The following is a 20,284-nucleotide window of genomic DNA, read 5'->3' on the forward strand; positions in this document are numbered from 1 at the left end:
CGTGCTCCTAGTTAAATTATCGTTCTCTTTATTATGATCCTAGAAGCAGCTGTTGGGAAGTGTACAAATCCGATTAGCCGCAGCGATATCAGGAAAGGTTGCGCTTTCGGCGACACCTCATTGTCGCTCTCCACTCAAAAGGTTGTTTGATTGGACGATTTTCCAATTCGAATGGGTCAGCTCTTATTCAGAGCGGACGTGTCGTTGAAACCTGTTGCGTGCCGGCAGAAAACAAATCAGCGACGTGATAAGGGCCGCTGCGACAAAGGCTGCCGATCCCGATATGGAGTGCGATACGGCGTTGGCGAAATGCAGCTTCGATGGTTCATCCGTATAGCCCGCCGCGTTAAATACGGTTATGAGCACAGCCAAACCAAACGAGGAACCGCTTTGATGCGCGACGTTGATCAAACCCGAAGCTGCACCGCTATCTTTAGGTTCGACATCCGAGAGTCCCATAAAGGTGAGCGGCTGGAATACCATGCCGGAGCCTATGCCCATGACGGCCAATAGAATGAACATCAGCGGAAAGAAATGAGCTTGCAACGAGACGATTTGGCTCGTCCATAGCGTGCCGATTATGACCAATAGCATGCCGGCCGTCAACACATTTCGATTCCCGAAACGTTGCACCAACCCAGGTATCAAGTACATCATCCCGAATTGAGCTCCCGTAAACGGCAGGAAAGCTAAGCCTGCTTCGAACGAACTGAAGCCGAGGACGTTTTGCAAATATTGCGGGATAAAGAAAAAGAGCGAAAAATTGCCGCACACGACCAAGAACCTTCCAAGATAAGCACCGGACCGCTGACGGTTCGCGAACAACCGGAGCGGGACGATCGGCTCTGCCGCTCTGGCTTCGATTAGAACGAATGCAGTCAACAAAACAATTCCTGCTGCAAGCCAAGTCCACGTTTCAAGCCCACTCCAGCCATGATCGGCAGCTTGAACTAAGCCGTAAACCAACGAAGTCATACCGATTACGGACGTCAACGCTCCCCAAATATCGAAACGCCCGGCTCTCGAATCCGTTTTTTGAATAAACTTCTGTACCAGATACACCAATGCCAATCCAATGGGTACATTAATAAACATCCCTACGCGCCAAGAAATGAAATCGGTAAAAAATCCGCCGAGGATGAGGCCGACACTGCCTCCGGCAGCCGATACCGCGCTGTACATCGCGATCGCTCTCGAACGTTCCTTCGCCTCTACGAAGCTGGCCGACAGCAAGGCAAGAGCAGCGGGCGTGGCCAACGCAGCCGCGAAACCTTGGCATGCACGGGAGATAAGTAGAAATTCGGCTGTCGGCGCCAAACCTGCCAGCAGCGAGGTAAGCGAAAATAATCCAATGCCCGCGACCAGCATTCTTCTGCGCCCCAAAAGATCGCCAGCCCGGGCACCGAGCAGCAGGAAGCCGCCAAACGCCAAAATATAGCTGTTCTGGACCCAAGTCAAGCTGGTCGTCGACATGCGGAGCGACCGGCCGATTTCCGGTATGGCCGTTACCATAATGGAAGCATCGAGTACGACGATAAGCTGACAGGTAATAATAATGGCCAAAATGATCCATTTGAATTGATTCATGAGGCAAGTTCCTTCCCTGAGTAAAGTTTTTCTTTCTAGGGATAGTATAGGCGGGAACGCCGGGAGGAAGTAGACCGTTCCTGTCGTGAAATTGCCTAAAGCTGCATTTCTGCAGACATCTTGTCGCAAAGCTTCGCTTTACAATATATGTCGATGCTCCTATAATTTCAGTGAAGGACGGGGGATGGATCATATGCTGCATCAAACACTGGAAGATCGTAATGAACAGGGGAAAACTGTTGAAATACAAGGTAATCAGTTGGAACGGCTCATTGCTGTGGCGGATCGGATCGCAATCGCGGATGGCCGAACGCCTACCGTCGTTCCCTTTCTTTCCATCGTCAAGCATAGTCGCGAAACGGTTCGCAATCCGGGCTTATTGACTCCTTCTTTTTGTCTGATCCTTCAAGGGCAGAAGAAGCTGTATCTTGGACAAGACATGTTTCTCTACTCAGCTGGAGATTATTTGGCATCGCTGATCGATATGCCGGCTTCCGCCCAAGTCATAGGCGCTACGAAGGATTCGCCCTACATGGGGCTGCGAATCGATTTTACGGCGCAAGAAATCGCATCCGTGGCGATGGAGGCGGAAATCGTCACGGAGTCGAAAAGGAATGGTCCCGGAGCCGGGGCTTTTATCGGCAAGTCGGATACCGGGTTGCTGGACATCTTTTTACGGTTGCTGAAGTTGATCGACAAGCCTAAAGACATTCGGTTTCTGTCCGATTTGATCAAGAAAGAAATGATTTACACCTTGCTGTCAGGCGATTTCGGGCATATGTTTTTCCAGAAGACGATCTTCGATCATAGTGCGGATGGCGTCGGGAAGGCGATCCAATGGATCAGACAAAATGTAGAACGTCCATTTACCGTAGAAGAGCTCGCGTTAATGTGCAACATGAGCGTCTCCGGGTTGCATCATAAATTCAAAGCGATCACGACGATGGGGCCATTGCAGTACCAGAAGCAGTTGCGTCTGCAGGAAGCCAGACGCCTGATGCTAAGCGGTTCCGTCGGAGCGACAATGGCAGGATCTGCAGTAGGCTATGAAAGTCCGTCCCAATTCAATCGGGAGTACCGGAGGCTGTTTGGCCTGCCTCCGTTGCAGGATATCAAAGCGTTGCGGGAATCTTCTTGGACCGGGGGATTCGAGGATGGTTAACAATAGCAACAAAACTGCTTGATCTTGAAAGCGCGACAACGCGTTTTGGGGCAGTGTCCCGGTTTCCGCGGGATACTGCCCCTTTTTTTAAAAAAAAGCTTGTCCGATTACGATGAAACGACCGTACGGTTAAGCCAAGCTTCGAGCGTTGTTGTCGTCAAACGCGCGTTGCCGCTAGGAACGAGCGAGCGGTCGTTCAGCTTCGTGCCGAAGTAAAGCGCGTTATCGTCGGTCACAACTTGGCGCTCGTCTTTCTCTGCCTGCAAGTAACGCCCGACCAGCTCGTCGATACGCATGCGTTCCGGACCAGCGAGCTCAACCGTGCCTATGACCGGGGGTTCGAGCGCAAAGTCGACCAACGCCGCGGCGACGTCGTCGGATACGATTGGCTGTACGAAGGCGTTAGGCAAAGTGACCGTATTTCCTTCGGTAGCCACGTAAGCAATGCTATTGATAAACTCGAAAAACTGCGTTGCTCTGACGATCGTATAAGGAATCGAAGAAGCCTTGATTAAATTTTCCTGAGCCATTTTCGCACGGAAATAACCGCTATCGAGAAGCTTTTCCGTACCGACCACGGACAAAGCCACATGATGCCTTACTCCAGCTTCCGCTTCGGCCGCCAACAGGTTTTGGGTCGACTTTTCGAAAAATGCCAAAACCGCATCGTCCTCGAACGACGGGGAATTCGCGACGTCCACGACAACCTGGGCGTTGCTAAGCGCTTCGGCAAGTCCTTCGCCGGTAACCGCATTAATGCCTTTCGAAGGCGATGCCGCGACCACCTCGTGGCCGATCTCTGTAAGCTGGCTTACAAGTTTAGATCCGATAAGGCCTGTGCCGCCTATAACTACGATTTTCATACAAATCCTCCTCATTTTTAACCGCTGCATGAATAAGACGACGCTCTGTTCCGTTCCGTGACAATATTCTACCCGACTTTACGAAATAATGCAGAATCGTTAAATGTCACAAAAAGGGTCCTTGATTTGTCTAAGGTTTGAAAGAATGGATGAGACGGAGGCGGAAGAATGGAGCAGTGGTACGGAAAATATAATCGGCTTTTGTTTAAGCTTGCTTATCAGCTAACGGGATCAGCGTCTGACGCGGAGGATGTGCTGCAGGACGTTTTTCTGAAAATATACGATGTCCCGCCGGAACAGGTGGAGCACCCTAAAGCGTATTTGTGCAAGATGGTCACGAACCGTTGCAAGGATTTGCAAAAATCAGCAATGAAAAAGCGCGAGATCTATTACGGAGAATGGCTGCCGGAACCGTTCCTGAGTTCAGGGGACGAGCAATCCATCGAACAGGTTGTGAAAGACGATTTGTTGTCCTATGCGATGCTTGTGCTTCTCGAGCGGCTATCCCCGTCGGAACGGGCGGTCTTCGTCCTGCGCGAAGCACTCGGCTTCGAGTATCATGAAGTAGGCGAGCTAATCGATAAAAGCGAACAGAATTGCCGCAAGCTGCTTAGCCGCGCGAGAACGAAAATGGGAATTGCGCCGGATGAACCGATCCATTCCGAAGAAGCCAGTCATAAATGGGTCGCAAATTTCATGGGAGCGCTCAAAAAAGGCGATCTGAATCAGATCAAGTCAATGCTGGCTCAGGACGTCGTGCTTGTTTCCGACGGGGGCGGCAAAGTAACGGCTTCATATCTGCCGGTCGAAACACGCGAGCTGGTCGCGCAGCTTCTGCTAGGTCGGCTGCGTCAGGCTTCGATGGTCAAAGGCAATGCAAGGATCGAAATCGTTCAGGTCAACGGAGTGCCAGCTCTTATATTTGGTTCGGCAGAGGGGGTTCATAGCGTTGCGATGATCCATGTCGAGGGGGGTAAGGCGCAAAAGCTGCATGTAGTCCGAAACCCGGACAAGCTGCAGCGTTTTCGCGCATTTCCTGTCTTTGGCGTTTCTTGAATCAACTCTCAAGCCATTAATCGGCTGATTCGGCGCAAGGGCCGATAGTACTGCAGTTATTCATATAGCGATCGCTTCTCCATGTTCGAATGGGAGGCGGTCGCTTTGTTTTTGCTTGCAACAATCATTGCCATGCATGATCCCCGTAAATAATGGAAAAAATATGCACGATCTTTGTACGGGCATAAAATCCATTGGATGCGAACGGGAGGTGCGTAGGATGTCGGATCAAGGAATGAATAGGACGGAGGGAAGCGAGGACGACCGGTTAGGGACGGACATCAAGCAGCACGCCGAGCGGTTGTCCGGCATTTTCTCCGATACACCGGATCTAATTTTACGCCATTTCCGCATTAAACAAACGAACGAGAAAGCCATTCTCGTTTACTTCGAAGGGCTAACCGACAAAAACTCCATTAACCATGACGTGCTGCTCCCGCTGCAGTTGCATGAAGGGAGCGGCACGCCGGGAGGCGAGTTGATTACGACGGTGGGCTATATCGATCCGGTCGTTAGCTGGTCGGAGATTGAGAAGAAATTGCTGCAAGGCAGCAGTCTTTTGTTCGTTGAAGGAAGAACCGAAGCGTTTGCCATGGATACGAAAGGCTGGCCGCAACGGGCCATCGAAGATCCGCAGTTGGAATCGTCGCTGAAAGGCGCGCATCAAGGCTTCGTTGAAACAGGCGGTCAGAACATTGCCCTGCTGCGCCGCTACATCCCGAACCGCGAACTGAAAATTAAACGGCTGCTCGTAGGGAAGCGAGGTCAGACGCCTATATCGATCGTTTATTTGGAAGACGTGGTGAACGCCGATTTTCTGGCCGATCTTGAGAAACGAATCCAAGCCATCAATACGGATGTGATTATCAATACGGGCGAATTGTCCGATTTTATCGAGGATAATCCGCGCTCGTTGTTCCCGCAATTCATCGCGACCGAACGTCCTGACGCGGCCGCATCGCAAATATTGCAAGGGAGATGCATCGTGATCGTCGACCGATCGCCGAGCGTGCTGGTGGCTCCGGTCACGTTCATGTCATTTTTTCAAAGCGTGGACGATTACAGCACAAGGTGGCCGATCTCGACCTTCATTCGTTGGCTGCGTTTGTTTGCTTTCTTCGTTGCGGCGTTTCTGCCTGCGTTCTATATCGCGGTTATCTCCTATCATTTCGAGATTATTCCGCTGAAGCTGCTGCTAACTTTGGGACAATCGCGGGGACAGGTGCCGTTTACGCCGTTCATGGAAGCGGCCATTATGGAAATTACGCTGGAAATGCTGAGGGAGGCGGGCGTGCGCCTGCCTGCTCCCGTCGGCCAAACGGTAGGCATCGTCGGGGGCATCGTCATCGGGCAAGCGGTCGTGCAGGCGGGCTTGATTAGCAATATCATGGTCATCGTCGTCGCTTTCACCGCTATTTCCTCGTTTATTTTGCCGAACTACGATATGGTAGCGGCCGTCCGTCTTATCCGCTTCATGATGATGATCCTCGCTTCCATGTTCGGATTCGTAGGGCTTATTGTCGGTCTGATGACGATGGTGGCGCACTTGATTTCGCTGCAATCGCTAGGCGTGCCTTACGGTCATCCGTTTGCTCCCGTTCGCTTCGCGGATTGGAAGGATACAGTCATTCGCGTACCGCTGTGGTTTATGGACAAACGGCCCAAAAGCACCTCCCCTAAGCAAGAGCGTAGACAAGCGGACAGCCGTATAAAAAAAGGGGACAAGCCATGATTAAGACAAAGGGCAACGAAATAACGACGATGCAGTTTATATGTCTTATCTCCGGCCTGCAAGTAAGCTTGCCCGTGCTTTCGATTCCGTCCAATTTATCCGATACGGCCGGAACGGACGGGTGGATATCCATCTTGATCGGATGGGCGATCAGCCTGATCGTCAGCCTGGCGATCGTCGGCATAATGAAAAAAAGGCCGCAAGACACTTTATTCGATCTCGCGTCCCATTATATGGGCAAGTGGGTCGGAAGAACGTTGGCGCTGCTTTTTATGTTTTATTTCCTAAGCTTAGCCGTCGACACATTGACAAGGTCGGTCCTCATTACAAAAATATGGCTGCTCGGCAACACGCCCATCTATTTGCTCATGGCTTTAATTCTTGTCCCAACCTATCTTGTTGCCTGCAACGGTCCGCGCATTGTCGGCAGATATTCCGAGCTCATGACGCTGATGTCTTTATGGATACCGTTCGTTTATTTGTTTACGCTCAAGGAAGCTAACGTACTGCACCTGTTTCCGATCTTGAAGCATGGAGTCGCACCGGTGCTTCAAGCGGTCAAGGATACGATATACCCGACGCTCGGCATAACGGCCGCTTTCGTCTTTTACCCGTATTTGAAGCATAAAGAGAAGGCGACCATGGGCATTTTGCTTGCCAATACGTTGACGACGGCCGCCTACATGTTCTTTACGTTGATTTGTTATCTTTACTTCAGTCCGGACGAAATCAATAAATACAACGAGCCGACGATCTCGATATTAAAATCGATCGAGTTCAAATTCATCGAGAGGATCGAGGTTCCGTTTATTTCCTATTATTTGCTTGTGTTCTCCTTATCCTGGATACCGTTTCTTTACTTGGCGACCTTTTGCTCAAGATGGCTTCTGAACAAGCCGGACAATCGCAGCCATTTGCGAATCGTATGCGCGGCTATCGTTGTCGGTATTTATTTTTTCCGTCCGACTTTCGGCTGGAGCAACAGCTTTGAGGCTTGGATCGGAAAGATCGGTTTTTGGCTGGAATACGCGTTTCCGGTATGCTTGTTCTTGGTTCTGGCGGTATATACGAAATGGAAAGGGAGACTTGTTCAATGAGCACGCTCTTTAGCAGGTTCGTCGGTACGTGCGTCGTCTGTCTTCTGCTTGCTGGCTGCTCCGATCAGCTAAGCCTAGAAAATGCGGCGACGCCACTAGCGCTAGGCATGGATTTGGATCAAAACGGTACTTTCAAGTTCTACTCCTCGGCGCCGGTGTTCAGTAAAAATATTAAGAAAAAAAGCGTCGAAACCGGCGGATCTGCCCTAACCTTGCGCGAATCCCGCGCCAAACAGGATGCTCAGCTGGCCGGAGCCGCGCAAGGACGGAACTATCAAGTAATCATCGTGGGCAAACGAATGCTGCAGCATGACGACTGGTTCAAAATGATGGATGTGATTTACCGCGATGCCCGGAATACGGTTACCGATCGGATGGTCATGTATGACGGGGCCGTGTCCGAAATCATCGCGTTCAATCAAGTGGACCAGCCCCCGTTGCCGATCTTGCTGCGCGGCATGATAGACTCGAACAGCTCTCGTTCCGAGACCGTTCATACAACCGCGCAGGAGCTGCATCGACAAATATACGAAACGGGAATAACCCCTTCGATCAGCGAGGTAAGGCTGCAGAACAATAAGGTCATTCTTTTCGGAAGCGCCTTGTTAAACCATAGAGGCAAATATATGGAGTCTCTTGGCCCGCAAGAGTCGATCTTGCTGAATATTCTTAAAGGCGATGCCAAGGCGGGCATAAGCCTTTCTTATCCAATGCCGGATAAACCGATGACGGGACCGTTTCATACGAATATCGTCAGCTTCAGCGCGGGGAAAGTAAAGGTGAAAGTGAAATCCGGCTATAAGCAAGGGAAATTTCATTTCGATATTACGCTCGCCTCGCTTATTACGTTGTCGGAGGAAATGTTTGCGTACAATATCGATCGCGACAATGACGAACTGGCGAGGAGAATCAACGAACAAAGCAAAAAACAGCTCGAGAAGCTGATCGCGAAATTCCAATCCCACCGGATCGATCCGATCGGCCTTGGTCTCTATGCAAGAGCCCATCATTTCAGGCAGTACGAGAAGGTGCAAGAACACTGGGGGGATGCTTTGGCCGATGCCGACATTTCCATCAACGTCAAGTTTGCGATCGGTGCGATGGGACCTGTTCAAGGGGGACTGAAGTAAAGTTATTCATAGACGATGGAGCAGCGGGCTGTTCGTATCTGGCGAGCAGGTCTTGTGCTTTCATGGATTCACGGTTTTTATGAGAGCGTCAATTGGCAGGCGAACGGTATTTTCGGCGATACTGGGTCGGCGTCAAGTGCACGCTCTTTTTGAATTGCCTCATAAAGTGAACCTCATTGTCGTAACCGCACAGCTCGGCGATCGTCTTGATGTCGTGGACGGAGTTTTCCAGCAAATGAAGCGCGAATTCAAGCCGGTTACGGATGATGTCGTTCATCACGGACACGCCGAATATTTCTTTGTACAGCTGTTGGAAATGCGATCGGCTCATATTCATGCTTGTCGCCAGCTCATCGATCGAATATGAAACCGAAGGGGAGTTGTAGATGACGTTCCGAAGATTAATAAACTGATCATAATGCTTGCTGATGTGATGGTTGGAGTCGATGCGCGTACGCATCTCGCTAAGCTTCATTAATAGGCAGCGTACGGTGGCATCCATAATCTCCCGCTTGTAAGGGCCGTTATGGATGTGTTCGGTTTGAAGCTCGTTCACCTTTCTGGAAATGTAAAAAGGGTCGTGAGCGGTTATGATCGTGTCGAGCGGCAGCCCAAGCTGCCCGCACAGCTCGTCCATTTCATCGGAATCGAAGTGGAACCAGTCATGAACCATAGGCTGCTCGATTACTTTGTAATATTGCTTGCTGTTGCGGCCATAAAGAATATAGCTGTTTTGTTCAGTGATGACAGGTTTACCTTGCAATTCGACTTCCATCTTGCTGCGGAACAGCACGAATAGGAAGTCCCCGGAACCATCCGGCCGATCGACGGTAAATCCATTCTCATGGGTGATGTTATAACCGCATCGTTTAATCTGGATCAATCGTGTTCCTCCGTTCATAATTGGACAATAAGTCAGTTAATGCCTATCATACATCATTTACGAAGATGAAATAAAGATAGAAAATAGGATGTGAACCAGCCAAAAAGGATGGATGATATTTCAGTTAAGAGGATGAGTGAAACAGATGGGCGCGAACACGGAAAAGTATGCGGGATATTTGTTCGCTTATTTCAAGGGCGAGCGGTACGAAGACGGGGAACAGGTTTATTTTGCGCTTAGCGAAGGCAATAACGCTCTCGCATGGAGAGAGCTGAACGGAGGCCGGCCGGTCCTTACATCTACGCTGGGAGAGAAGGGCGTTCGCGATCCGTATATCGTTCGTTCGCCGCAGGGCGATTCGTTCTATATGGTAGCGACAGATCTGCGCATTCACGGCAACGGGGATTGGGGACGAGCTGTCACGACGGGCAGTCGATCCATCATGGTGTGGAAGTCCTCCAATCTCGTAGATTGGTCCGAGCAGTCGATGGTTGAGCTTGCTCCGGAGGGGGCAGGCTGCGCGTGGGCGCCGGAAGTTTTTCTGGATAAAGGCTCCGACGTGTATTACGTGTTCTGGGCTTCCATGCTTGACGGCAATGACAAGGGAGGCAATCCGGAGGAGCGGTATCATCGCATGATGGTGTCCGAGACCAACGATTTTATTGCGTTCAGCAAGCCGAAAGTATATATGGATTACGGGTATTCGGTTATCGATACGACGATGATTGAAGACAAGGGCAGCGTGTACCGGATAAGCAAAGGACATAACATTATGCAAGAGTCGGGAAGCTCCTTCTACGATCCAACTTTTGAACTTATAAATGAAAGCGTTGAACAGCCGCATTTGCGTCAGGGCGAAGGTCCGATTATTTTCAAGTCGAATACGGAAGAAAAGTGGTACGCATTCATTGATGAATATGTAGATCGAGGTTATATTCCGCTGGAAACGACGGATTTAAGCTCAGGCGTATGGTCGTTGCCTGACCGCTACGCATTGCCGGCTTCGCCGCGCCACGGCTCGGTTATTCCGGTTACGCAGTCCGAATACGATCGATTATTACAAACATATGGGGGTTAATCGAATGACTAAACAACAGCAACCTACAATTATCGGCAAATGGGCAGACCCATTCTTATTGCGGGATGGCGATGATTATTATATGTACCCGACAGGGGACAGCCCAGGATGGGTATATGAGAAATTCCATGTTTTCCATAGCAAAGATTTGGTGAATTGGGACGGTCCTTACTTGGCGCTTGATCTGAACGATGTCGAATGGGCGAAGACGAGTGCTTGGGCTCCTGGCATCAACAAGTATAAAGGCAAATATTATATGTACTTCTCTGCGGAAGCGCAGATCGGTGTTGCCGTATCCGACTCGCCGCTCGGGCCGTTTAAGGATATTCTTGGAAAACCGTTGCTCACGAAGGATGAGTATGCTTGCCAAAGCATTGACGCCGATCTGTTCGTCGACGACGACGGTCAGCCTTATTTGCTTTGGGGACAAGGCAAGTGCTGGATCGTTCCGCTGGGCGACGATATGGTTTCTTTCAAGTCGGAACCGGTGCTGGTGTCGAATCAGTTCTATGAGCAGCGCGGCCAAGATCCTGAAGTATTCGATAGCGGCGTCTACAATGAAGGACCGCATATGCAGAAGATCAACGGTAAATATCTGCTTACGTGGAGCAACTATGACACGCGCGATCCAAGATACCAAATTTGTTACGCAACGGCCGACCATATTTATGGTCCTTACGAGATTCCGCAAGATAACCGCGTCACACGCCCTTCCGATACGTACTTCGGCACAGGCCATGCTTCGATGGCGGAATATAAAGGTGATTGGTACTTGTGCTACCACCGTCTTATTGACCCGGCGACTGGCGTTTTGCGCGAAACATGCATCAGTAAAGTTGAATTCATCGAAGGCAAGCCGGTTGTTGATGTAGATCACTGGTTATCTGTTGATGGAGGAGAAGCGAAATGAGCAAGCCGCAAGGAAAACTGACGATCCACACGCAGCAGCGGGGAGCTGAGCTTGGCGATTTGTTCGGCATTTTCTTCGAGGATTTGAATCATGCAGCCGACGGCGGGTTGTATGCGGAGCTGGTGCGCAACCGTTCCTTCGAGTTCGATCCGATTGACCATCGGGATTTCCATGCGCTTACCGCATGGGAGAAGGTAGAGAGAGGCGGCGGGAAGGCGGAGCTATCGATTGAGCAATCGGATCCGTTGAACAGAAGGAATCCGCATTACGCCGTTATTGCGATTCATGAAGCAGGCGACGGTGTCGGTATCTCGAATAGGGGCTTTAATTCTGGTATCCCGGTACAAGCCGGAGAGGAATATCGGTTCTCCTTCTACGCAAGGCGAGACGCGAGTCTGGACGAGCCAGTCGTCATTGCCATTGAAAGTAAAGAGGGCATCGCACACGGGAAAGCAACTGTTATCGTGGATTCGTCCGAGTGGAAACGATACGAAGCTTCGATAACAGCCGGCGAGACGGATTATTGCAACAGGCTTACGATTACGACGGGCGGCACAGGCAATCTGTATGTGGACATGGTCTCGTTGTTCCCCGTTCGTACGTTCCGAGGACGTACGAAAGGGCTGCGCGAAGATATTGCAACGCTTTTGGCGGATCTGAAGCCGAAGTTCATGCGCTTCCCGGGCGGCTGCCTCGTGCATGACGGCTCGTTGAATTCCGATGACCGCAATTCGATGTACCGTTGGAAGAACACCATTGGCCCAGTCGAGCAACGCCCTTCGAGGAGGAACAATTGGAGCTACAATCAAACGCTTGGCTTAGGTTATTACGAGTATTTCCTCTTCTGCGAGGATATTGGCGCGAAGGCGATTCCGATCCTGCCGGGCGGGTACGACCCGCATCATAAGCGGATTGTGCCAATAGACGAGCTTGGTCCATGGATCGACGATGCGCTTGATCTGATCGAGTTCGCCAATGGCGATTCTGATTCGGAGTGGGGGGCAATTCGAGCTGAGCTTGGCCATCCAGAGCCGTTCGGACTGGAGTATATCGGCATCGGCAACGAGGAGGTCGGCGAACCGTTCTTCGAACGATATACGTACTTCCATCAAGCGATCAAAGCGAAATATCCTGCTATCAAAGTCATCAATTCCAGCGGTCCGTTCGCCGCCGGAGGGGAATACGAGCGAGGCTGGCAGTCGGCGCGGGAGAACGGCTCGGATCTCGTCGACGAGCATTACTATCAGTCGCCGGAATGGTTCCTAGCCAATGTGGACCGTTATGACGGATTCAAGGCGGATGAGCCGAAGGTGTTTCTAGGGGAATACGCCTCGTGGGGCAATACGTATTACAATGCGCTCGCGGAAGCGGCATTCATGACCGGCTTGGAGCGTAACGCTCATGCGGTCGGTCTTGCCTGCTATGCGCCAATGCTCTGCAATGTCGATTATGTGAACTGGAAGCCGGATCTTATTTGGTTCAACAACCATGAGGTGTTCGGCACAGCGAACTATTACGTGCAGAAGCTGTTCATGCACCATCAAGGCGAGCGGCTGCTCGGTATCGAGGCGAGCGGCTTCGAGAAGCTGGATACGGCAGAGATCCAGCCGATCCAGGGCGCGATCGAGCTCGGGACAGACGGCAGCAGCGTTGTATATTCCGACGTGAGAATCGTCAATAACGATACCGGTGAGGAGCGGGCTTTCGAGGGCTGTGCGGCCGAGCTGTCGGATACCGCGGAAGCACGTCTTGCGGGTACGGATAAGCGTTTTGAACGGTTGGACGTTGTGGATTGGTCGAGCTATACGCTGTATGCGACGGCAATGAGAACGGATGGCCCGAAAGGCTTCGTCGTATCGTTTGGCCAGTCGGATGACGATAACCGCTTATACTGGGAAATTAGCGGCTGGCAAAATCAAGACTCCATGATCAGCTCCCGTGTGAACGGACGCAGTTCCTGCTTAACCCAAAGCTTGTTCACCGTCGAGAATGACGTCACCTACAAGCTTGCGCTTGAAGTGTCGGGAAGGAAGATTCGCGCCTTCATTAACGACGAGCTGATGCACGAGACGGAGGATAAGATTGCCGTAATCCAGCCGCTCTACTACTCATCCAGCACAGAAGATGCTACTGGAGATACGATCGTCAAAGTCGTCAATATGCAGGAAGCGGCAGTATGTGCAGAAATCGCTTTGGAAGATTTGCAAGCGGCGGATGGGCTGCGCCATGTTGCCAGCTACGAATTGTCAGGTCATATGCCCCAGGACGAGAATAGCTTCGAGCAACCGCAGAAGATTGCGCCTGTGGAGCGCGAGTTCAAGTTCGATGGCAACAGCTTTACTCATCCGTTCCCCGCGCACTCCGTCACTGTGTTACGTATAAGTTAGTTCGCAGCATAGAGCTGCTTAATGAGGCTAACCTGCCAGGTCCTAATAGACTTGGCGGGTTGGCCTCTTCTTATTCGTTATGGCCAATTCGCCCAACCAACGCTTGCTTGTAGTCCTGAGCTATTCACGGTACAATCTTGAATTGTAGTTTCGCGAACTTTACGGAGGAGGAAGGCTCATGCATAAGGTACTGATTGTAGATGATGAGATTTTTGTGCGTAAAGGTGTAATTAATCTAATCGATTGGTCGTCGTTGCAATTCGAGATTTGCGGCGAAGCGGAGAATGGGCTCGAAGCATTGAAGCTGATCCAACTGTTAACCCCGGATCTCGTCATTGTTGATATAAGAATGCCCGTGCTTGACGGTTTGGAGCTGATTCGACAGGTGACTGCGGAAGGAGAGCACCAACCGATATTTGTCATTCTAAGCGGGTATCCTGATTTCTCGTATGCGCAGCAAGCTTTCCGTTACAATGTGTCCGATTATATTTTGAAGCCGGTTGATGAGACGGAGCTTACAACTGCCTTAAAAAAGATAGCGAATATCATGAATCAAAGACAGCTCCTATCGATGACAAGGGAAAAGCCGCTTGTCGAAATCGTAATCGAAAGCTTGGTTCAGGACGAGCCGGACGACCAAGTAATGGCGCAAATTGCGAATACGCTTGAGCTTACTCTCTCCGCCCCCTATACCTATGTCATCGTAGAATTCCAAGATGAGCTTCCTCATAGGGGAATTGACTATTTGATCCCGTTGCAAACGGAGCTCCAGCAGTATTTCCTTCTCGAGAGACAACCCCTTCTTATTCATGCTCGCGATTACAATCAATACGGCTTTATTGTGCCCCCGCCGCGGTCGATGGAGGGGATTGATTATAGGAGACTGCTTCAAAGATTGGAGAATAACCACTCAACGAAAATTGCGTTGTTTATCGGTCATACGGTCGAACACTTGAAACAGATCGTTCATTCCCGTAAGAGCGCAGACGAATGTTTGAATTATCGGTTTGCCGCAGGCTTTAACGGTATCTTTATGGCTAACGAACTGTTAGACATGTCCTTGTATTATTTTGATGTAGATGAAGAACTGCACAGCAAGCTGATCTATGAGGTTGAAGCCAATCGAGTCGAAGGGTATAACAGCGCTATCGATGCGATTTTCATAGCTTTTCAGGAGCGATACTTCGCTCCCGGAGCAGTTGCGAATACCGTTAGGCGAAGCATGATTGCAACAATCAATATTATCCGACAACTGGACGGAACGGAGCAAAATCTAGAATGGTTCGAGGAACTGCTTAATTGGCAGAGGAAATACCGTAATCTGAATCAGCTAAAGCATGTCTTCAAAAATTTCATAGAGGAAGCTGCAGCGTATATCGCGGAAAAACGAGGAGATAAAGGCGAAGGAAACATTGAAAAAGTGAAAAAATATATTGATGGACACTTCAGGGAAAATATTTATCTGAAGGGCATTGCTGCCGAGTTCCATATGAATCCGATCTATCTTGGACAGCTGTTTCGCAAAAATTACGGTTCATACTTTAATGAATACCTGCTTTCACTCCGCGTCGAGGAGGCGAAGCGTCTGCTTCGCCAAACGAAAAAACGCGTCTACGAAATCGCCGAGCAAGTCGGCTTTCAAAACGCGGATTACTTTGCCACCCAGTTCGAGAAGCTGGAGAAAATGACGCCGACAGATTATCGCAATAAGATGATCGATCAAAAATAAAGGAGGCCCGACGTGCTCAATTTTCGATTGCACCATTTAAAGCTCAGAAGCAAATTGATCCTCATCTATGTCATATGCGTGTTCATACCGATTGTGCTGACCAATGTGATGTTCTATCAGGTGACAACCATGAACATCAAGAACCAGAAGACTGCGGATGCGGAAAAAGCGATTGCTTTGTTGCAATCCGAATTAAAGGCCCTGATTGACGATGCTGCAGGTATTTCATATTTATATTCGATCGATAATCAGCTGAGCCTTCTTCTGAATAGCGATCATACCTCGTACGATCGTTATGTAGAATCGCTAAACGGCGTATCGAGTCTGTTCAATCGCGCAGACAAGGAGTACAAAACCATCAGCTCGGTTACGATCATGAGCGACAACCCCGCGATTCTAACCTCCAGTCATATTATCAAGCTCGAGGATGAAATGCGGGAAACCAACTGGTATCGCCAAAGCGAAGAATACAATAATACTTATCCTCATCTGTATGTATCATCGGGCGGTATCAGCGTTATTCAGAGGCTATCGGATCGCCGATACGATTCATATGAAAATGTGATCAAAATCGACTTGAATGAAAATTACATAAAGCAAATATTCGATTTATCCGGCTTTGAAGGCGACATTTATTTGCTGGATCCGTCAGATCAGGCTCGTTACGGCCGTCTGGCAAGCGGTCAGCCAAGCGGGCAGATCACGTCTGATCGGGCGCTTGGACTTGATGAAATCACTAAGCCGAAAAAGGCAATCATTATTAGCAAGTTATATCAATCTAATCGTTATCTGGGGGGCTGGAAACTGTACGGCGTTCTTGACGAAGAGAAAATCTTATACGATGTCAGACAATCGGGGCAATTTATCCTATGGTTTGCAGGGGTTAACTTCCTCGTGCCTACAATCGTAATTTTAATATTCTCCCGCTCGATCCATACACGAATTCAAGCTATTCTGAAGCGTATGAAATCTGTCAAAAGCAAACATTTTGAACGGATTCCCTACAGCCGGGAACGGGATGAAATAGGCGAACTAGCCGTGGAATACAATCGGATGAGCACTCGGATCGAAAACTTGATCAATGACGTGTACGTTTCCGAGATACAGAAGAAAGAACTGGAGCTGCGACAAAGACAAGCCCAGTTATACGCGCTTCATAGCCAAATCAATCCGCATTTTTTATTCAATGCGCTTGAAACCATTCGGATGCGAAGTTTAATGAAAGGCGAATCTCAGACGGCTAAGACGATAGAGAACATGGCAAAAATTTTCCGAAAATCGATTTTATGGAAGCGAAGCTTTGTTACGATCCGCGAGGAATTGGAGCTAATCGAGTGCTTCCTGGAAATTCAAAAGTATCGTTTTGACAGCAAGCTGGAGTATCATATCGAGATCGATCAATCCATTATGGATATAGAAATTCCAAAAATGGCATTTTTGCCATTCGTGGAAAATGCGAGTATTCACGGCATCGAGAATATTCTCGGCATTGGATATATTACGATTCAGATCGCGAAAGAACAGGAACAGATCATCTTTGTCATCTCGGATAACGGGGTGGGTATCGATCAAGCGAAAATCGATGAACTTCACCGCTATTTACACGAGGATGCCGACATAGGCGATTCCATAGGCATGAAAAATGTCATTACTCGTCTAAATATATACTACGGAGAATCGTTCAGCTTCGAAATTTCGAGCGATCTTAATAAAGGAGCACGGATTACGCTGCGATTGCCGATTACACATAGATTATAGATTCGCTAAATAAGTTCACAACTATTCAAAGACCGATCTAAGGTTTGCTATATAACAATCGTTTACTTTTTATCCTAAACTGAAAGTGCTTACATCACATTAAAAGAAGAAAGGGGTTAGGAAATGCGCAACAAAAGATGGCTGAAAACCAGCCTGGCCATACTAACGGCCACAGTAGTTCTCCTTGCCGGTTGCTCGTCGAATAATGACGGAGGAGGAAAAACAAACAACAAGAACAACACGAACAACAGCACCGCGACTGATGACAAGACCGGAGAAGTCAGCAAAGACCCGGTCACCTTTACTTATTTCGGATTCGGAACGAATAACGACGTACTGGCAAGCGAAACAACGATCGGTAAAAAACTTCAAGAACAAACAGGCGTCGATTGGAAAATGGAGTTTGTCGTCGGCGACCCAAGCACCAAGGCCGGCGTCATGATTGCCGGCGGCGAATATCCGGATGTCATCTCTCCGGTAGCTGAACTTGCAAAACTATTGGATGCAGAAGCGTTAATCCCGCTCAATGATTTGATCGAGCAGCATGGTCCTAATATTAAGCGCGTGTATGGCGATTATATGGACAAGATCACGAATGAAGACGGAAACATTTACATTCTTCCTTTCACTGCCAACATTGGCGGTTATTTGACGGAGCCGGATGCGGGCAGCAGCATCTGGATTCAACGCAGAGTGCTGAAAGAGTTCAACTATCCGGAAGTTAAGACACTTGATCAATATTTTGAACTGATCGAGAAATATAAGGCTAAGTATCCGACCATCGATGGAAAAGATACGATTGGCTACGCTACTTTCGCAGGCGAGCCTGGCCAATTCTACACGATAACGAATGCACCTATGCATTTAGCCGGATATCCGAACGACGGCAATGTTTTGGTTGACCTGAAGACGCATGAAGCCAAGCTGTACCAGGGAACGGATTATGAGAAAAAATGGCTGCAAAAGCTGAATGACATGTACGTAAAAGGTTTGTTCGATCCAGAGAGCTTCACAGCTAACGGGGACCAATTCATGGCTAAGCTGACTTCCGGCCGTGTGCTCGGATTCAGCGGCTACATCTGGCAGATCGGTAATGCGATCAACAACCTGAAGGCAGCAGGCAATGACGATCTGCGTTACGTATCGCTTCCGATCGTATTCGACGAGAATACGACAGATGCTTACATGGACCCGCCTTCTTTCGTCAACAACCGAGGTCTCGGCATCAGCGTGAGTGCCAAGGATCCGGTTCGAATCATTCAATACTGGGATAACCTGCTTACGGACGAGAACCAGAAGCTTGTCCAGTGGGGCGTAGAAGGCGACTCCTATTCAGTGAACGAAGAAGGCCGTTTCATCATGAGCAAAGAGCAATTGACGAACCGTAACGATAACGAGTTCAAACGCAAGTACGGCTGGGCTTACTTCGATTATGAATGGCCGCGTTACGGCAACAACTCCGTATACGAGGACGGCAATGCGCATGTGCCATTCAGCCAACCGGAAGTAGCGGATGTCAACTATACAGACGGCGATCGTACATTGCTTAAAGCTTATGGAAGCGATACGTTCTCTGGTTTCTTCGCCCAACCTGTGGAAAGACCGTGGTATCCAGCCTGGAGTATCGAGAAGGCGCAAGGATCTCCCGAAGATATCTTCAATCAGAAAGCAGGAGATCTTCAGCAAAAATTCTTTCCTAAGTTAGTGCTTGCTTCCGAAGGCCAGTTCGAGTCCGTCTGGGCCGATTATCTCAAAGACTTCGGCAAATTGGATGCAGCCGGCTTCGAAGCATTCATGACCGCCAAGGTGAAGGATCGCGTCGCTGGTAAATGGTAAGTGCAAGCATGCAAAAAATCATGTAATCCAAACGGGAAAAGTGAAGCCATTCACTTTTCCCATCTACTTATGCTTAGTGAGAGATAAGATTTTGCCGGAAGGGAGACGTATCGGGTGGAGAAACATAGCGTGCAATTGACAGGAACGTCTTCAGGCGATTCGCGCCTAAGGGCCTATTTCAAAGCATTATCCAAGCAGAAAATGCTGATGCTGATGTCGCTGCCTTTTCTTGCATGGGTAATCATTTTTAAATATGTTCCGCTCTGGGGCTGGACGATTGCCTTTCAAAAATATCGGCTTGGCAGAGATATATTCGACCAAGCTTGGACGGGATTGGATAACTTCAAGTTTTTGTTTAAGGAAGAACAGTTTTATCTAGTCTTGCGCAATACGCTCGTAATGAGCTCTATTAATCTGGTGTTAGGATTCGTAACCGCTATTGTATTGGCGCTTCTCTTGAACGAGCTTCGAAAAATCTTCTTCAAGCGAACGGTCCAGACGATTAGTTATTTGCCCCATTTCATTTCGTGGGTCGTTGCGGCTAATATCGTCCAGACAACGCTCGCTCCGGAAGGGATCTTCAATGAATTGCTCCTCCAGTTCAATATCATCGACAAGCCCGTTCTGTGGCTCGGCGTCGGCGAGTATTTCTGGAGCATTCTAGGCGTGACCGAAGTGTGGAAGAACATCGGATGGAATACGATCATTTATTTGGCCGCCATTACGACGATTGATCCTACGCAGTACGAAGCAGCCGAAATCGACGGCGCCTCACGCTTACGGCGAATGTGGCATATTACGCTCCCGGGCATGAAACCCGTCATTGTCATCTTGCTCATTATGAATCTGGGCCATATTCTGGAGTCCGGCTTCGAACCGCAGTACTTGCTTGGCAATGGCATGAATGTTGAATATTCGGAAAATCTTGATATATTCGTATTAAAATACGGGATACAAATGAATAACTATGGCTTGGCGACGGCAGCAGGTATGTTTAAGACCGTTGTCAGCTTCATCTTCTTAATCGTTGCCAACAACCTTGCCAAACGTCTTGGCGAAAGCAGATTGTATTAGAT

Annotated in this window: 15 protein-coding genes; 12 read left to right on the top strand and 3 right to left on the bottom strand. The window is 49.3% G+C overall.

What is annotated here, in order from left to right:
• Positions 1-183: 183 nt before the first annotated feature.
• The gene (locus V8F51_RS02850; protein ID WP_337098538.1) at positions 184-1,587 is read right to left on the bottom strand and encodes an MFS transporter; all 1,404 of its coding nucleotides are present in this window, start codon (positions 1,585-1,587) and stop codon (positions 184-186) included.
• A 193-nt stretch (positions 1,588-1,780) separates the two neighbouring features.
• On the opposite strand from V8F51_RS02850, the gene V8F51_RS02855 reads away from it, so the two are divergent.
• Positions 1,781-2,749: an AraC family transcriptional regulator gene (locus V8F51_RS02855; protein ID WP_337098539.1), complete on the top strand. Its 969-nt coding sequence runs from the start codon at positions 1,781-1,783 to the stop codon at positions 2,747-2,749.
• Positions 2,750-2,856: 107 nt separating this feature from the next.
• Here the strand turns inward: V8F51_RS02855 and V8F51_RS02860 are convergent, their stop codons facing one another.
• Positions 2,857-3,612 carry an SDR family oxidoreductase gene (locus tag V8F51_RS02860; protein WP_337098540.1) on the bottom strand — a complete coding sequence of 252 codons (756 nt, stop codon included), beginning with the start codon at positions 3,610-3,612 and terminating at the stop codon, positions 2,857-2,859.
• A 168-nt stretch (positions 3,613-3,780) separates the two neighbouring features.
• Here V8F51_RS02860 and sigJ point away from each other — a divergent pair, with 168 nt between their 5' ends.
• The 4 genes from sigJ to V8F51_RS02880 all read left to right on the top strand — a co-directional run bounded on the left by sigJ (position 3,781) and on the right by V8F51_RS02880 (position 8,627).
• Positions 3,781-4,668 (top strand): RNA polymerase sigma factor SigJ, encoded by an 888-nt coding sequence (gene sigJ / locus V8F51_RS02865; protein WP_337098541.1) that lies wholly within the window; start codon positions 3,781-3,783, stop codon positions 4,666-4,668.
• Positions 4,669-4,888: 220 nt separating this feature from the next.
• The gene (locus V8F51_RS02870; protein ID WP_337098542.1) at positions 4,889-6,400 is read left to right on the top strand and encodes a spore germination protein; all 1,512 of its coding nucleotides are present in this window, start codon (positions 4,889-4,891) and stop codon (positions 6,398-6,400) included.
• Positions 6,397-7,497, top strand: coding sequence for a GerAB/ArcD/ProY family transporter (locus tag V8F51_RS02875; RefSeq protein ID WP_337098543.1), 1,101 nt, complete (start codon positions 6,397-6,399; stop codon positions 7,495-7,497). The genes V8F51_RS02870 and V8F51_RS02875 overlap by 4 nt, the downstream gene beginning before the upstream one ends.
• Positions 7,494-8,627, top strand: coding sequence for a Ger(x)C family spore germination protein (locus V8F51_RS02880; RefSeq protein WP_337098544.1), 1,134 nt, complete (start codon positions 7,494-7,496; stop codon positions 8,625-8,627). Before V8F51_RS02875 ends, V8F51_RS02880 begins: the two co-directional genes overlap by 4 nt.
• A gap of 88 nt (positions 8,628-8,715) precedes the next feature.
• Here V8F51_RS02880 and V8F51_RS02885 read toward each other — a convergent pair whose 3' ends face one another.
• Complete coding sequence (locus V8F51_RS02885) at positions 8,716-9,510, bottom strand: AraC family transcriptional regulator (protein WP_337098545.1); 795 nt, start codon at positions 9,508-9,510, stop codon at positions 8,716-8,718.
• A 145-nt stretch (positions 9,511-9,655) separates the two neighbouring features.
• Here V8F51_RS02885 and V8F51_RS02890 point away from each other — a divergent pair, with 145 nt between their 5' ends.
• The 7 genes from V8F51_RS02890 to V8F51_RS02920 all read left to right on the top strand — a co-directional run bounded on the left by V8F51_RS02890 (position 9,656) and on the right by V8F51_RS02920 (position 20,282).
• Complete coding sequence (locus V8F51_RS02890) at positions 9,656-10,588, top strand: glycoside hydrolase family 43 protein (RefSeq protein ID WP_337098546.1); 933 nt, start codon at positions 9,656-9,658, stop codon at positions 10,586-10,588.
• Between the two features lie 4 nt (positions 10,589-10,592).
• Positions 10,593-11,498, top strand: coding sequence for a family 43 glycosylhydrolase (locus V8F51_RS02895; RefSeq protein ID WP_337098547.1), 906 nt, complete (start codon positions 10,593-10,595; stop codon positions 11,496-11,498).
• The gene (locus V8F51_RS02900) at positions 11,495-13,885 is read left to right on the top strand and encodes an alpha-L-arabinofuranosidase C-terminal domain-containing protein (protein ID WP_337098548.1); all 2,391 of its coding nucleotides are present in this window, start codon (positions 11,495-11,497) and stop codon (positions 13,883-13,885) included. The genes V8F51_RS02895 and V8F51_RS02900 overlap by 4 nt, the downstream gene beginning before the upstream one ends.
• 178 nt (positions 13,886-14,063) lie before the next feature.
• Positions 14,064-15,614 carry a response regulator gene (locus tag V8F51_RS02905; protein WP_337098549.1) on the top strand — a complete coding sequence of 517 codons (1,551 nt, stop codon included), beginning with the start codon at positions 14,064-14,066 and terminating at the stop codon, positions 15,612-15,614.
• Between the two features lie 78 nt (positions 15,615-15,692).
• Complete coding sequence (locus V8F51_RS02910; protein WP_337098550.1) at positions 15,693-17,372, top strand: sensor histidine kinase; 1,680 nt, start codon at positions 15,693-15,695, stop codon at positions 17,370-17,372.
• 123 nt (positions 17,373-17,495) lie between these two features.
• The gene (locus V8F51_RS02915; protein WP_337098551.1) at positions 17,496-19,208 is read left to right on the top strand and encodes an ABC transporter substrate-binding protein; all 1,713 of its coding nucleotides are present in this window, start codon (positions 17,496-17,498) and stop codon (positions 19,206-19,208) included.
• 114 nt (positions 19,209-19,322) lie between these two features.
• Complete coding sequence (locus tag V8F51_RS02920) at positions 19,323-20,282, top strand: ABC transporter permease (protein WP_442956393.1); 960 nt, start codon at positions 19,323-19,325, stop codon at positions 20,280-20,282.
• Positions 20,283-20,284 lie beyond the last annotated feature (2 nt).

Origin of the sequence: Paenibacillus sp. YIM B09110, from assembly GCF_037167145.1 — a bacterium.
Classification (GTDB): domain Bacteria; phylum Bacillota; class Bacilli; order Paenibacillales; family Paenibacillaceae; genus Pristimantibacillus.

Coding starts and splice junctions, on each gene's coding strand:
- V8F51_RS02850 (WP_337098538.1), bottom strand. CDS start 1,587: ATGAATCAATTCAAATGGATCATTTTGGCCATTATTATTACCTGTCAG.
- V8F51_RS02855 (WP_337098539.1), top strand. CDS start 1,781: ATGCTGCATCAAACACTGGAAGATCGTAATGAACAGGGGAAAACTGTT.
- V8F51_RS02860 (WP_337098540.1), bottom strand. CDS start 3,612: ATGAAAATCGTAGTTATAGGCGGCACAGGCCTTATCGGATCTAAACTT.
- sigJ (WP_337098541.1), top strand. CDS start 3,781: ATGGAGCAGTGGTACGGAAAATATAATCGGCTTTTGTTTAAGCTTGCT.
- V8F51_RS02870 (WP_337098542.1), top strand. CDS start 4,889: ATGTCGGATCAAGGAATGAATAGGACGGAGGGAAGCGAGGACGACCGG.
- V8F51_RS02875 (WP_337098543.1), top strand. CDS start 6,397: ATGATTAAGACAAAGGGCAACGAAATAACGACGATGCAGTTTATATGT.
- V8F51_RS02880 (WP_337098544.1), top strand. CDS start 7,494: ATGAGCACGCTCTTTAGCAGGTTCGTCGGTACGTGCGTCGTCTGTCTT.
- V8F51_RS02890 (WP_337098546.1), top strand. CDS start 9,656: ATGGGCGCGAACACGGAAAAGTATGCGGGATATTTGTTCGCTTATTTC.
- V8F51_RS02895 (WP_337098547.1), top strand. CDS start 10,593: ATGACTAAACAACAGCAACCTACAATTATCGGCAAATGGGCAGACCCA.
- V8F51_RS02900 (WP_337098548.1), top strand. CDS start 11,495: ATGAGCAAGCCGCAAGGAAAACTGACGATCCACACGCAGCAGCGGGGA.
- V8F51_RS02905 (WP_337098549.1), top strand. CDS start 14,064: ATGCATAAGGTACTGATTGTAGATGATGAGATTTTTGTGCGTAAAGGT.
- V8F51_RS02915 (WP_337098551.1), top strand. CDS start 17,496: ATGCGCAACAAAAGATGGCTGAAAACCAGCCTGGCCATACTAACGGCC.